This window comes from Streptomyces sp. NPDC001634, from assembly GCF_040298185.1.
Lineage (GTDB): Bacteria > Actinomycetota > Actinomycetes > Streptomycetales > Streptomycetaceae > Streptomyces.
Genome location: NZ_JBEOZU010000003.1, coordinates 1 through 14580, shown reverse-complemented (window position 1 = coordinate 14580; position 14580 = coordinate 1). Strand labels below are relative to the sequence as shown.

The window sequence follows — 14580 nt, the reverse complement described above, 5'->3', positions numbered from 1 at the left end:
ATCAACAGCGTTGTCGATGAACGGCTCTTGACGCACGCGCAAAGACGGAGAAATACTGTGGCCGCGTGTTTGCTGAAGCAGTCGATTCAGTAGATCCCCTTCCTGTCCGGATCTTTCCGTGCCCGTCCGATGCAACGGAGGAATCGCGTGGCCATGTCCCCCGAACCGGTCGACCGCCGACGAGTGCGCGATCTCACCGAGCGCGAGGAGAAGCGGCTGGCCGGCCGGACCAGGGAGTCCGGCGAGATGTACCGTCGTGCGCGTTCCGCGCTCTCCGGCGGTGTCGCCTCCTCCTACCAAGTGCGTGAACCCTGGCCGATCTACTTCACCGGCGGCAGCGGGCCCCGCGTCCGGGACGTCAGCGGCAATGAGATGTGGGACTTCCACAACGGCTTCGGTTCGATGATCCAGGGCCACGCCCATCCCGCGATCGGCCGGGCGATCGCCGAACGCTACGGCCTCGGAACCCACTTCGCCGCCCCCACCGAGGACGCCGTGATCGTCGCGGAGGAGCTGCGACGGCGCTGGGGACTGCCGCAGTGGCGCTACACCAACTCCGGCTCCGAGGCGACCATGGACGCCATCCGGATCGCCCGCGCTCACACCGGAAGGGACACGGTTCTGAAGGTGTTCGGCGGCTACCACGGGCACCATGACACGGTCATGGTGTCGATCGCCGGGGACCACGACGACATCGGCACACCCGACCGGCTGGCCTCCCTGCCCTACGGCGCCGGCATCCCGCCCGCCACGGTGGATCTGACGGTGGCCGTGCCCTACAACGACGCGCAGGCGACCGAACGGCGCATCGAGCGGCTCGTCGTGGAAGGCCGGACACCGGCCTGCTTCATCCTCGAGCCGGTCGTGATGAACATGCGGGTCGTCCTGCCCCTCGACGGATACCTCGAGGCCGTGCGCGACATCACCCGACGGCACGGCATCGTCCTCATCTTCGACGAGGTGAAGACCGGACTGTGCGTGGCCGCCGGCGGGGGCACCGAGCGATTCGGCGTCCGGCCGGACCTCGTCACCCTCGCCAAGGCCCTGGGCGGTGGACTGCCCATGGGCGCGATCGGCGGATCGGACGAGGTCATGTCCGTGGTACGGGACGGCGCCGTCTACCAGGTGGGCACCTACAACGGCAACCCCCTGGGCACCGCCGCCGCCCGGGCCAACCTGCTGGACGTGCTCACACCTGAGGCGTACACCCACCTGGAACGCATCAACCAGCGCCTGACCGACGCCTGCGACGACGTCATCGCCAAATACGGGCTGCCCGCCTACACGGTCGGCATCGGAGCCAAAGGATGCGTCACCTTCGCGCCCGCACCGGTCACCGACTTCGCGTCGTTCCACCGGCACCGTGACCCCGAGCTCAGTCGGCTGTTCTGGCTGTACCACTTCAACCGGGGCGTCTACACCACGCCCAACCGGGATCAGGAATGGACCTTGTCGGTCACGCATGACGAACAGGCGGTCGACGCCTATGCGGCGGCGTTCGAGGAGATGGCGGCGGAGCTGCGCAGCTGACCACGAAACCGGGAAACCCGCCGTCACTTCGCCTCCTCCGGCAACTCCCGCATCCGGCTCAGCGGGGAGAGCAGCAGGAGGAGGACGCAGCCGACACCGCCGACGACGGCCACCCACAGGGTGGGCCGAAGCCCCATCCAGGTGCCCAACGCCCCGCCGGCCAGGGCACCCAGCGGCCGGGCCCCGTTGTCGAACAGCAGATAGGCCCCCTGCACCCGGGACCGCAGCCGGTCCGGGGTGAGGGCCTGCTGGATCGAACTGCCGGCGATGTCGCACACCATGAGGCCGAATCCGGAGGCGAACTCGGCGGCCGTCAGCAGCATGGCGGCCGGCCATGGCGATCCGGAGGCCAGCGGCGCGAGCGCCAGCGCCCCCGGATACAGCAGCGACCCGAGGAAGAAGGCCCGCCCGATCCCGGTCCGGCGGATGACCGCGGAGGCCGCCGCCGAGCCGATCAGCGCCCCCACCGCGCCGCCGCCGAGCACCAGGCCGATGAGCCCCGGCGCCAGGCCCAGCTCATGGGTGGCGTACAGGATCAGCAGCGCGAAGTACACCGAGTAGAAGAAGTTCAGGCTCGCGTCGGTCAGGAACTTCGCCAGCAGCGCCGGGGTGCGCAGGACGAACCGGAGACCCTCCTTGATGTGTCCGCGCTGGGCCGGTTCGCCGGACGGTTCCTTCGCGGAGATCGACCCGATCAGCGATGCCGATCCGAGGAAGGACAGGACGTCCAGTACGAGTACGACCGGTGCGGACAGGATCTGCACCAGCACGCCCGCGAAGCTGGGGCCCGCGGTCCAGGAGAAGGAGTAGCTTCCCTTGACCAGCGACATCCCCTGGACATAGCCGGAGCGCGGCACCACCGAGGTGAACAGTCCGGTCGCGCACACGTTGAAGAACACGGCGAGCGAACCGGTGCAGAAGGCCACGACGTACAGCTGGTTGAGAGTGAGCGCGTCCAGGAGGTACGCGACCGGCACGGTCAGCAGCAGGAACGCCCGGGCGACGTCGGCCACGACCATCATCCGGCGCCGGTGGCCGCGGCGGTCGGCGAAGGCCCCGGCATGCAGCGAGAACAGCAGACTGGGCAGTGAGCCGGCCGCCGACAGGACCGCCACCTCGCCGGGGCCGGCGTCCAGCGTGACCACCGCGACCAGGGGCAGCGCCACGATGGTGACCTGGTCACCCAGGTAGGAGATCGTCTGGGCGGTCCAGTAGCGACGGAAGCCGGTGTGCCGCAGCAGGGCCGGAACCCTGCGCAGCACCCGGTCGGCGAGCCCGGTCGCCGCGGGCGCGGACATCTCCGCCGCCCTCTCGTCGTCGGGCGTGGGCCGGCCGGGGGAGCTCGGCGGACCGTCGGCGGATCGGGGATCGGAACGTGCCACAAGGCGCCTTTCTGTTCTGCACTGTTCTGCCGGTCGTCAGGGCGGGTGTGCCGGCGTGGGCGGGCGTACCGGCAAGCCCGGTACGCCCGCGGAGGGTCAGGTGCCCACGAGGGTCTCCTCGAGCCGGTGGATGGGAAGACCTGGTCGCGCGACCATGGTCCGCAGCACGGCGTCCAGGTCGCGGACCATGTCCCGTGCCGTCTCGTGGTCGAAGAGGTCCGTGGCGTACTCCAGGTGCCCGGTGATCCCCCCGGACCCGAAACCCGCGTCCTCGACCTCGGTGAGTTCGAAGGTGAGGTCGAACTTGGCCACGTCCAGTCCGAGCACCCGCACCTCCGCCTCCAGTTCGGGAAGTCCGGGGATCTCGGGGCCGCCGACCTGGAAGGCCAGCATGACCTGCACCACGGGATTGCGGGACATCGACCGTTCCGGGTTCAGCGCCTCCACGACGCGGTCGAACGGCAGCTCCTGTGCCTCGAAGGCGGCCGTGTCGGTCTCCCGTACCCGCGCGACCGCATCGGCCAGCGTGGGGTCACCTGACAGGTTGACGCGCAGGGCGAGCGTGTTGACGAACAGCCCGATGAGTTCGTCCAGCGCCCCGTCCAGCCGCCCGGCCACGGTCGCGCCGATGACGACGTCGTCGCCCGCGCCCCGGCTGCGGAGCAGAAGGGCAAGGGCCGTGTGCACCAGCATGAAGACCGTGCAGCCCAGCCGCTGCGCCATGGCCCGCACGGCCCGGTGCAGGTCACCGCCGATGCGGACCTCGACCCGGGCTCCGCGCGTGCTGAGCACCCCGGGACGCGGGCGGTCGGTGGCCAACGGCAGCACTTCGGGCGCGCCGCTGAGGTTCTTGAGCCAGTACGCTTCCTGACGCCGACACAGCTCAGAGGGCCGCTCGACGTCGAACAACGTCCGCTGCCAGACGGCGTAGTCGGCGTACTGCACGGGCAGCGCCCGCCAGGGCGGCTTCAGACCGGCCCTGCGGGAGGCATAGGCGAAGCCGAGATCTTTGGCCAGGGGCTTGACCGACCAGCCGTCCACCGCGATGTGGTGGAGCAGGAGCAGCAGGACGTGGTCGCTTTCGCCGTCACCGAACAGCTCGGCCCTCAGCGGCACTTCCTCGTCCAGCCGGAAGGGGCGCCGGGCCGCGTCGCGCACGGCCTCGTGCAGAGTGGTGCCGCGCAGGCCGTCCCTGACCTGCCAGTGCAGGGCCTCGTCGGTGCGCAGCACCCGCTGACACAGCGCGTTCTCGTCCCAGCCCACGACGGTGCGCAGCGCCTCGTGGCGCTCCAGTACGTCGCCCACCGCCGTCCGCAGAGCGGCGACGTCGAGTGCTCCGCGCAGGCTCACCGCCACAGGGACGTTGTAGAGGTCGGTGGGCCCGGTGAACTGGTCCAGGACCCACAGCCGTTCCTGGGCGAATGCGGTCGGCAGAAAGGAGCGGCGTTCGACGGGGACGACGGCCGGCAGGAGCGACTCCTTGGACCGCAGCACCCCGGCCAGCCGGCGCACCGTCGGGTGGCGGAAGACGTCGGCGATGGTCACCTCATGGCCGAGCTCGGCACGGACCCGCGCCACGAGGCGGGCAGCGGACAGCGAGTGCCCGCCCAGCAGGAAGAAATCGTCGTCCTCGCCCACTCCGGAGACGTTCAGGCAGTCGGCGAAGATCTGCGCCAAGGTGTTCGGGCCCCCCGTTCGCCCATCGGGCGCATCGATCGCCCCGGCGGGAAGCGGGAGGGCGTTGCGGTCCACCTTGCCGTTGGAATTGGCCGGAATCGCCGGCAGCAGCGTGAACGTCGCCGGGATCATCTCCGGGGGCAGCGTCTCGGCCAGCCGTGCCCGCACCCGGGCGACGACGTCCCGGGCACCGTCGGCAGCGACCAGGTAGCCGTCCAGCCGCCGCGCGCCGCCCTTGCCCCGGGCGACGACGGCGACGTCGCGCACATCCGGATGTTCCCGGAGGGCGGCGTCGACCTCACCCAGTTCGACTCGGACTCCTCGGATCTTCAGCTGCTGGTCGGCGCGGCCGAGATACTCCAGCAGCCCGTCGGGACGGCGGCGCGCAATGTCCCCGGTGCGGTACATCCGCTCGCCCGCCACGCCGAACAGACTCGGCAGGAAGCGGTCCGCCGTCAGGTCAGGGCGTCCGTGGTAGCCGCGCGCCAGGGCCTTTCCGCTGACGAAGACCTCGCCCTCGGCGCCGTCGGGGACCTCCCGCAGGCGGTCGTCGAGGAGGTGTACACCGGTCTCGGGTATGGGCCCGCCCACCGGGGCGCGCCGGGGCCAGTCGGCGGGGTCGGCGGGCAGCACGTGGAACGTGGCGGCGTGGGTCTCGGTAGGGCCGTAGTGGTTGTGCAGGAGACGGCCCGGTCGCAGACGGAAGAACGTGCGCACCGTCTCGCTGAGCGTGAGCTGTTCGCCGGCCTGAGCGACATGGGTGAGGTCGGGAAGTGTCAGCCCCTGCGCGAGGGCGGCTTCGCAGACGGCCTCCACGATCAGGTTGGGGGCGAAGAGGTCGCTGACGCGCCGACGCCCGAGCCACCGGGCCAAGCGCGTCGGGTCGCGGCGGGTCTCCTCACCGGGGATCACCAGCGTGGCACCCGAAACCAGGGTGGAGAAGATCTCCTGCGCGGAGATGTCGAAGCCGATGGCGGTGTACTGGGCGATGCGCCGGCCGGGACCGGGTGCCATGCTCGCGAGGTGCCAGCGCAGGAGGTTGCACAGCGCGCCGGCGCCCATCACCACGCCCTTGGGCCGACCGGTCGACCCGGAGGTGTAGATCACGTAGACCGGTGTGCCGGGATGGGTGGAGTCGGTGCCCCCGTCGGGCACCGACGAAGTCTTCAGGCCGTCGGGCGGCAGCGCCGCGACCTCGAGCGAGCGGCGTACGGCGGTGTGGGCGGCGAACTCCCGGGTGGCGGTGTCGTGCAGCAGCAGGGCCGGAGCGGCGTCCTGCAGGATGTGCTCGACGCGTCCCCGAGGCGCGTCCGGATCCAGCGGCAGATAGGCCGCATGCACGCGCAGCACGGCGAGGAGAGCGGCCACGAGGGCCGGCGAGCGGGGCAACGCCACGCCCACGATGTCCTCCGGCCCGAGGCCGGCCGTACGCAGCTGCCGTGCCAAGTCGTCGGCCCAGGCGTCCAACTCGGCATAGCTGTAGCGCGCGTCGTCCGTTTCGACGGCCACCGCCTGCGGGGTCAGCGCCGCCTGCCGGCGGAACTCCTCGGCGACCGTCGGGACGGCGTCGTACGCCGCGGTCGAAGGTGTCGGCGTCATGCGGCGAGCACAGCCTTCATGACGGCGCCGGCCGCCACGTGCTCCAGGGCGTCGTGGACGTCGGCCAGCGGGAATGTCGTCACGACACTGGCCAGGTCGAAGCGTTCGGTGAGGGCGGGCAGCATGCGTACGTACTGATTGAGATGGGCGCCCGTGAAGGCCCAGGAACCGATGACCTCCAGCTGCCGGTACACGATCTGATGAGGGTTGAACCAGGTGTTGCCGCTGTCGGTGTACTGGCCGACGACCAGGTACGAGCCGCTGCGCCGCACCAGCCGCGTACCCTGCTCGACGGCTTCGGGCACCCCGGCACACTCGATGACCAGATCGGCACCGCGGCCCCCGGTCGTCTCCAGCACGACCTTGCGGGCGGCCTCCATGTCACCGGAGTCGACGACATCGATGTGCTGGTCCGCGATCCCTGCGGTACGGGCGAGCGCGAGGCGGGCGCGCGGCCCGCCCACCATGATCACGTGGGCGCCGGCCAGCTGGGCGAAACAGGCCGCGGCGAGGCCGACGGGACCGCTGCCCTGGACGACGACGGTCTCACCGAGCCGGACCGGCCGCCGTTCCCAGAGGGCGTGGATCATGGTGGGTCCGGCGCAGGCCAGGGACATCGCCGCGACGGGATCGATGCCTTCGGGGAGTTTGATCACCGTGGTGCCCGGCGCGAGCCTGATGAACTCCGCCCAGGAGCCGGCGAGTGGAGATCCTGCGGTCATCGACCGGTTGACGCCGTAGGTACGCCGGTTCTCGCACAGGGTCGGTTCTCGCAGTTCCTGGCAGGCGTGGCAGCGGCCGCAGGCGATGGAGGAGGCCCACATGACGGTGTCGCCGGGCGCGAGCGGCCGGCCGTTGACGTCGTGCGTGGTGCCCTCGCCCAGTTCGTGCACGGTGCCCAGTCCTTCATGGCCCAGCACGAGCGGGATCGGTACGTCGAGATGACCGCCGATCAGGTGCAGGTCCGTGCCGCAGATACCGCCGTAGCGGCAGGCCACGGTCATGCCGCCGGGCGCGGGTGCCGCGAGGTCGAACTCCGCGATGACGGGCGGCGAGTTGTACTCCTGGAGGACGATGGCACGACTGGTGGTCACTTGATCACCTTCCCTGCTGCTCACGGTCGGGGGAGAGGAATTGAGTCACGGCCGCCCGCTGATGAGTGCGTCGTCGGCGACCGTGAGCGCGGTGACGTCCCGGCTCGCGAGGTACTCGGGGCGTGGCGTCCCGACGGGCCGTGGCGGATTGGCGACGTCGTTGTAGGTGATGATCGCCAGGCGACGGGGGTACGGGGCCATGTTGGGTGCCGAGCCGTGCACGATCTCCGGATGGAAGAAGACGACCGAGCCGGCCGGTCCCTTCGGGCTCACCATGCCGCCCCGTTCCACACAGGCGGCGAGCTCACCCGGGGTCAGCGCGATGTCGTCGGGGTCGAGGTGCTGCTCCGACCTCGCCATGTCGTTGCGGTCGCGGTGGACCAGACCGGCGGTGTGCGACCCGGGCACGAAGATGACCGGTCCGTTGAACTCGGTGACGTCGTCCAGGAAGACCGCGGCGTTGACCAGCCGCGGACGGGCGATGTTGTCGGCCAGCCGCCAGGCCAGGAAGTCCTGGTGCCAGGCCCACTTGTCGCCGGCGAACGCGGGCTTGGCGTTCGTCTTGAGCTGGTACACGTACAGGGGCGTGTCCAGCAGCCGCTGCGCGGAGCCGAGCAGCCGCGCCGACCGGGTGAGCGAGGCGAACTCGGGCTGGCGCACATGGGAGGCGTACACCGCGCGCACGTCGCTGTCGTTGGACTCGGTGATGCGGTGGTCGCCGGGGATCTTCGCATCCCGTTCGAAGGCGGACCGGAGTGCTTCGGTCTCCGACTGACTGAACATACCGGGCACGAACAGCACGCCGTCCCTGTGGTAGGTGGCGATGTCGTCAGCTGTGAGCATGGCGGGTCCTCGTCTTCCATGCCTTCGGGTGCGTCTTCAGGACCACAGATGCAGAGGGCCGCGTCCGGTGATACCGAGGAAGAAGGACAGCGTCACGCGGCGGCCCCCACCGGAGATCTGCTCGATGGAGTGCAGATTGCGCGAGTCGAACAGCACGGCGTCGCCCACTTCCGGACGGACCGTGACGTACGGCTCGTCGGCCACCGCCTCCTGGGTGTAGCCGTACCGGTCGCGGTACTGCTCGTCGGCCGGGCGCCAGCGGTGCCGGTACACCGACACGCTCCCGCCGTGCTCCGGCATGTCGAGGTACCAGTTGAGAGTGAGGAAGCCGGCCGGGGTCTCGTCGAGCAGCCCGGGACTCTCCCGGGTGATCTCGTCGAAGTGCAGTTTCGCGCCGTTGGCGACCTCGCGGATCATGCCGGCGAACATGGGCCGTCCGCCGGACCGGGCGTACTCCACATCGTCACCCCATCCCTTGCGGACCCGCGCGACGGCGATGTCCATGGGGTCCTGGCCACGCAGCAGCGTCCTGCGGATGCCCACGGCCTCCTCGGCGCGCTTCCAGTACTCCTCGTCCAGTCCGTGGGCCACATAGAAGTCGTAGGCGGCGGGCCCGAGTTTGGCGATCCGCGGGTAGATGAGACGCTCGTCGTAGGCGCCGAGCGGGTGGTCGGCCAGTGCCTCCATGATGTCGCGGCAGTCCTGCGGCCGTCCGAAGCCCTTGACATGCACCGAGCCGCTGACGCCGGCTGCCAGCCGCAGGATGTGCTCGCGTTCGAGGGCCGTGGTCACGTCCGTATCGAACAGGGTGTAGATGGGCGAGTCGTTGGCGCTGACGTTCCCGCTGGGCACGGCTGCGTGCTGGGGTCCGGTATCGGTGGTCATGGGCTGTTCTTCCTTCCACGGTGCTCGTGCGGGCCGACTCGCGTCGGTCCGAAGCGGTGCGGGACGTGGGCGGCAAGAGGTGGGGGAGTGGGCGGTCGGCGGTTCAGTGCAACGCGGGCAGCGTCACTTGGATGAGGTGCGGACCGGACTCCGAGAGGGCCCGGGCGAGTTGTGCGGCCAGCTCGCCGGACGTGTGGGCACGTGAGGCGGGGACGCCGAGCCCCGTGCTCAGGGCCGCGAAGTCCACAGCGGGCGCACGGATGTCGAACAGGGGTGAGAGGACGGTCTGTTCGCCCAGAAGACGTCTGCTCTCGCGCCGCAGGATCGCGTAACCCCCGTTGTCGAGGACGACGGTGGTGATGTCGAGCCCCTCGCGTGCCTGGGTCCACAGGGCGCTGAGGGAGTACATTGCGCTGCCGTCCGCCTCGAGGCAGAGCACCGGACGTCCCGGACAGGCCAATGCCGCGCCGATGGACAGGGGCAGGCCCTGACCGATCGCGAAACCGCACAGGGTGAGCAGGTCGTGGCGCGAGGCCGTGGCCAGAGCGTCCGACAGTACGCCGCCGAAGGTGTTGGACTCGTCCACCACAATGGCGTCCTCGGGCAGCGCCGCCGCCACCAGAGAGGCCAGGGTGGAGCCGTCCAGTGGCCGCTCCGGTGCCTGCGGCGCGGGCGGCCGGCGCCGCAGCAGCCGCGGTCGGCTCCGCGCAGCGAGGCCGTCGGCCAGGTTCTCCAGCGCGGTGACCAGGTCGTCACCGCAGGTGCCGAGCGATGTGATGGCGCAGTCGGCGGGGAGGAGTTCGCCCGGGCGTCCGGGCTCGGCGAAGGCGGCGACCGGCCGGGAGGCACCGGCCAGTACCAGATGCCGAAACGTCTCGAGCCGCGCGCGGGCCGCGGCAGGGTCTCCGCTCAGCCGTTCCACGCGCGGCAGGCCGGTGCCCCTCGGGAGCCGGGCGGGGAAGGCCTCGGTGAGGACGGCAACACCGGTTGCTGCGGCGATGCGGTCCGCTGCGGCGAGCCCGCGAGGGGTCAGTGCCGGTCCCCCCAGCAGCAGCATGGTGTGCGGTTCCGCCCGCAGCACCTTGGCGACATGGGCCAGCGTTTCCTCGTCGACGGCGGGAGCGGGTGGGGGCGGCGTCGCCGCCGGGCCGGGTTCCGCCGGCGACCACGCCACGTCCGCGGGTACGACCAGGGTGGCCGGACCACCCGGGGCACGTGTGGCCGCCTCCACGGCGGCCGCGGCGTCTGTGGCCGCGGTCGCGGTCGCGACCCAGCACGACATGGGGCGGGCCAGGGCCTCGACGTCGCAGTCAAGGGGCCCGTCAAGGGCGGAGCGTGTGGTCGCGCCGTCACCGACGAGGGTGACCAGCGGGGTGTGGGCGCGCCGGGCGTTGTGCAGATGAGCCAGGCCGTTGGCGAGGCCGGCCCCCTGGTGCAGCAATGTGGCAGCGGGCGTCGGGGCAAGCCGGCCGTAGCCGTCGGCCGCCCCCGTCGCCACCCCCTCGAACAGGCAGAGGACCCCGCGCAGGTCCGGATGCTCGTCGACCGCCTGGAGCAGATGAAGCTCGGACGTCCCCGGATTGGCGAAGCAGACCCCGATGCCGGAGGCGGCCAGCGTGCCGATCAGCGCTTGCGCACCGTTCACCGCTGCCCTCCTGCCGGCCGCACCCGGCTGCCCGGGTCGCCGCCGGACCCTTCGGGATCGTCCGGTGCCGCCCCCAGCAGGGGTGCGATGTCATCGAGTACGTCCTCGGTGCCCTGGAAGGGCTCCTCGTGCCGCGGCCAGAACACCACCATGTCGGTGAATCCCAGGTCCTCGAACATGCCCCGAGCCGTTTCGAACGCGTCCCGCGACGACAGCACGCCGCCCAGCTGCGCTCCGGCCACCACGGTCCGGCCGAGGGACCGCGGATCACGTCCCTCGGCCCCGCAGGCTTCGTCGAGGCGTTTGGCCTGATCCTGCAGGAGCCCGCTCGCCTCGTCGAACCGCGCGGTCTCACCCAGGCCGGGCAGTCCGACCGTGATCCACGACTCCGCCAGCCGTGCCGCGAGCCTCATGCCCTGGGGGCCGCCTGCGGCCACGGCGAGCGGCACCCGCGGTCGTTGAATGCAGCCGGGGGCCATGTGGGCGCCGCGGGCTCGGTAGTAGGCGCCGGAGTAGTCCGTCTCGCTCTGCCGCAGCAGCAGATCGGTCAGCTCCGTGAACTCCTTGAACCGCGCGTGCCGTTCGCCGACCGGAAGCGGGGAATCACCGAACACCTCGGCATCGAATCCGTAGGCGCCGGCACCTATGCCGCACACCACCCTGCCGCCGGAGATGTCGTCCAAGGTCATGACCTCCTTGGCGAAGGTCAGCGGATGCCGGATGTTGGGGCTTGCCACCAGCGTGCCGAGACGGATGCGGCGGGTTACGCCGGCGGCCGCGGTGAGCGTGGGGATGGCGGAGAACCAGGTGTGTTCCCGCAGCGTGCGCCACATCAGATGGTCGAAGGTCCATGCGTGATCGAAACCGAGCTGTTCGGCGCGCCGCCACCGCCGAGCGGCTTCGGACCATGGCGAGTCCGGGAGGATGACTATGCCGTGGCGCACGGGTGGTGCCCTTCCGCGTCGGAGTGTGTGGGGCCTGCGGTCCTCGGCCTGTGGCCGGTCCTGCCTCTTGGGCCTGCAGAACCAACGGGATGTCCTGCCGTGTGGTCCGATCGGACGGTCATTCGGTGCGGTCGAGGAGGAAGTACTCCCGCAGGCCGGCGACGTGCTTGGCCAGTTCACGGTCCGGTATCCGCTCGACGAGCGCGTCCACGGTGTTCCAGAAGAATCCGTCGCCGCCGTCGCGCCGGTAGTGCTTCTTCGCGATGATGGCGAGCACGTCCTTGAGGTTGTCCCGGTCGACGATCGACGCGAGTGAGTACAGCCCTGCACGCTCCTCGTCCGACAGCGGTTCGCGGTGGACGAGATGCGACTGGGGTATGGAGACGGGCTCTTCACCGGCCCCGCGAACCAGACCGGTGTCTCCCGCCTCGTCGGTGAAATCGACGATCAGATGGATCCGCGTCTCCGCGGACAGGGCTGCCGAACCGTGCTCACGGGAGGCGTCCAGGAACCACACCTCGCCAACCTTCATCCGGTACACAGTGTTGTCCTCGCTGAACAGGCAACTCGGGTTGGTGATGATCGGCAGGTGGAGACGGTGGGCGGGCGTGGCCTGACTGGCCGCGCCGGCGAACTCCACGTAGTCCCGATGCGGAATGTGCACCATCTCGGACAGGACCGCGAGGCGCGCGAAGCGAATGTGCTCGGTCGCGAAGTTCTCCTCGACCGTCTGCATCAGATAGGGAAGCCGCTCGCCGTACTCCGTGATCCGGGGTTCCAGGCTCTGGTCGTAGTGCGCGATGATGCCGTCACCGCTCACGCCGCCCGGGGTCCACAGCATCACGTCCTTCGAGAGCTTGCCCGAGACGAATTCCTGGTAGGCCTCAGTGAAGCGGAAAGTGCGGGTCAGCTCCATCTCGCTGCGCAGCTTCTCCTGGTCCAGCTCTAGCGCGCTAACCCGACCCGTATGCATGACGAATAACCCTTCGGAACGGAGGTTTGTCGTAAGCAGTCCCAGTGGGGCAGAGAACCGGCGCCGCGCAATCGGCACGGGCTCAGCAGGTGGCTATTACGCGGCCATGGGCTCGGCTCGACGAGCCACCACCGGCCGCAATTCACGGGAATGACCGAAAGGGGGTGGCTCGGACGAACAGACCTGACCCTAGGAGCATCCCAATATCGAGTCAACTCCCTGCCCGTGGCTGGTTAGTGGTGAAGGAGAAAGATTGAGATAGGGTTTCCGGCCATTGCCGACACGGAACGCCATGAGGAGGTACTCGGCACGAAGAGGTGCGTGAACTGGCATGACGGCAGCGGCTGTGGAGCAGTTCTCGGCCAATGGTGCCGAACAAAAACCGTCACTGCCTGGCCTCGCTGGCACGCCGTTGCGGCTCGAAGCCGCCTCTTTGGCGCTCGCCGAACCCTCACCCCGCAACCGCTGACCGGTGAACGTCTGGAGCACGACGCCGTTGTCCGGCGCGGGTGGCGATCGCGATATCGGCGATCTCGTCGGGCGAGTTGGGGGGCTGGGGGGCCGGGGGGCTGCCCGGAGCGGGACGGTTGCAGGTGCTGGGGCCACCCGGCTCTCAACCGCCGCGCTCGAGCGGCTGCTCCCGCGAACGAACGCCGGCTGCGAAGACGGTGAACGGGGCTTTACGGTAGGACCATGCGTAGACGGTTCACGGGCTGGCCAGAACGGGCATTCGATGTGTTGCTGCATCTGCAGGGGGAGCCCTCACCGCACGAGCGTGAAATTTACCGAAAAGACAGGGAACATCTCGTGCGGCAGCCCATGATCGCCCTCTTCAATGACCTGGCGGACATGAATCCCGCCTATGAGGACTTCTCCGTGTGGAGCTTCCGTAAGACCTCATGGTGGTGGCAGCATCAGTGCGGAGTCATCCGAATGGCGCGGAACGTGGAGATCGGTATTCGGTTCGACCTGGACGGTCTGCGGATCCAGGGTGCGTGGTGGTACCCGGAACCCGTTCAAGTGGCTTGCTTTCGCAGGGCGGTGGCCGACGAGCGACAAGGCGGTGAACTGACCAAGATCGTCGAATCGCTGCAGGCCATGGAGTACGAGATCACGGGCGACATTATGAAACGTCCTCCCCGTGGCTATTCCGCCGACCATCCGCGCCTCTCGCTGCTCCTGCACCGATCACTCATTGCGGCACGGCCGTTGGGGTGCGAGGACTGGCTGCATAATCCCGACGGAGTCGACCAGGTTTATCAGGCCTGCCAGGATCTTGATCCTTTGTTGAACTGGCTCGCGGACCATGTGAACCGTACGTCATGAGTACGCGCGCAGCCGGGCGCGATCGGGTCGGGCAGGAGCTCCAGGGCCGTACGCGTTCCGCCTCTGTGATCCGCCGCTTGCGGCCCTGCCCACCCAGGTCCTCGAGCCCGTCCGGGCCCAAGCGGTTGAAGCGGTGCAGCCAGCGCCGCACCGTCTTGGGACTGCACCTCAACTCGTCCGCGATGGCCGCCACTCGCTGTCCGGACCAGCTCAGCTCGACCATCTGAGCCCGCACCATCAGATCACGCCGTGCCTTGCGGGTTCGCGAGAGCCGTCGCACGCCCCGTTCCTCGTCCTCGTCACGGATGCTGGACGGTGGTGTTACGGGCACGGCCGAGCCGTCAGGCGAAAGCGGAATCCAGTACCAGGGTCGTCATCTCTTAGTACTCCAGCCGGACTTCTGTATTTCTGCTGGTCAACGGCCTGGCGGTGGGGAGTGTAGCGGGGGCTCAGTATGCGTGGGGCGGTCTTGGGCTGACCGTCCTACCAACGGGTGCCCGCGCCGCATGTAGTGACAGCGTCGGGCACGTGCTTGGTGGCGGCGCCTCCATCGGGACCAGTTCACCGCGTGGTCGCGGCGTGCAGCATGGCGACGGGGTTCAGTTGCCAGCAGACGACGGATTTCGGCTGGTGTGAGGTCCACGAGGTCGGGTGTGTCGGCCTCGTCACCCCCTTTTCGCGC

General features: G+C 69.6%; 10 protein-coding genes and 1 pseudogene. 2 read left to right on the top strand and 9 right to left on the bottom strand.

The genetic code is table 11. From position 1 onward, the window contains the following. Positions 1-153: 153 nt before the first annotated feature. Positions 154-1530: an aspartate aminotransferase family protein gene (locus ABT186_RS02620; RefSeq protein WP_351923256.1), complete on the top strand. Its 1377-nt coding sequence runs from the start codon at positions 154-156 to the stop codon at positions 1528-1530. 23 nt (positions 1531-1553) lie between these two features. Here ABT186_RS02620 and ABT186_RS02615 read toward each other — a convergent pair whose 3' ends face one another. The 8 genes from ABT186_RS02615 to ABT186_RS02580 form a co-directional block, all read right to left on the bottom strand. Then, positions 1554-2828, bottom strand: coding sequence for an MFS transporter (locus ABT186_RS02615; protein WP_351226567.1), 1275 nt, complete (start codon positions 2826-2828; stop codon positions 1554-1556). Positions 2829-3008: 180 nt separating this feature from the next. Continuing rightward, complete coding sequence (locus ABT186_RS02610) at positions 3009-6188, bottom strand: non-ribosomal peptide synthetase (RefSeq protein ID WP_351923255.1); 3180 nt, start codon at positions 6186-6188, stop codon at positions 3009-3011. Next, positions 6185-7282, bottom strand: coding sequence for a zinc-binding dehydrogenase (locus tag ABT186_RS02605; protein ID WP_351923253.1), 1098 nt, complete (start codon positions 7280-7282; stop codon positions 6185-6187). The genes ABT186_RS02610 and ABT186_RS02605 overlap by 4 nt, the downstream gene beginning before the upstream one ends. Before the next feature lie 45 nt (positions 7283-7327). Further along, on the bottom strand, positions 7328-8125 hold the full coding sequence (locus tag ABT186_RS02600; protein ID WP_351226573.1) for a phytanoyl-CoA dioxygenase family protein: 798 nt from the start codon (positions 8123-8125) through the stop codon (positions 7328-7330). Between the two features lie 36 nt (positions 8126-8161). Next, entirely contained in the window at positions 8162-9010 is an 849-nt protein-coding gene (locus ABT186_RS02595) for a 2OG-Fe(II)-dependent halogenase WelO5 family protein (RefSeq protein WP_351226575.1), read from the bottom strand. A gap of 103 nt (positions 9011-9113) precedes the next feature. Then, positions 9114-10655: an acetolactate synthase large subunit gene (locus tag ABT186_RS02590; RefSeq protein WP_351226577.1), complete on the bottom strand. Its 1542-nt coding sequence runs from the start codon at positions 10653-10655 to the stop codon at positions 9114-9116. Continuing rightward, positions 10652-11599, bottom strand: a complete 948-nt coding sequence (locus tag ABT186_RS02585) for an LLM class flavin-dependent oxidoreductase (protein WP_351923251.1) — start codon at positions 11597-11599, stop codon at positions 10652-10654. The genes ABT186_RS02590 and ABT186_RS02585 overlap by 4 nt, the downstream gene beginning before the upstream one ends. A 118-nt stretch (positions 11600-11717) precedes the next feature. Further along, positions 11718-12572: an aspartyl/asparaginyl beta-hydroxylase domain-containing protein gene (locus ABT186_RS02580; protein WP_351923249.1), complete on the bottom strand. Its 855-nt coding sequence runs from the start codon at positions 12570-12572 to the stop codon at positions 11718-11720. Positions 12573-13265: 693 nt separating this feature from the next. On the opposite strand from ABT186_RS02580, the gene ABT186_RS02575 reads away from it, so the two are divergent. After that, positions 13266-13898: a DUF2461 family protein gene (locus tag ABT186_RS02575; RefSeq protein ID WP_351226585.1), complete on the top strand. Its 633-nt coding sequence runs from the start codon at positions 13266-13268 to the stop codon at positions 13896-13898. Positions 13899-13962: 64 nt separating this feature from the next. Here the strand turns inward: ABT186_RS02575 and ABT186_RS02570 are convergent. Continuing rightward, positions 13963-14136 (bottom strand): annotated as a pseudogene (locus ABT186_RS02570) (helix-turn-helix domain-containing protein); the annotation flags it as partial. Positions 14137-14580 lie beyond the last annotated feature (444 nt).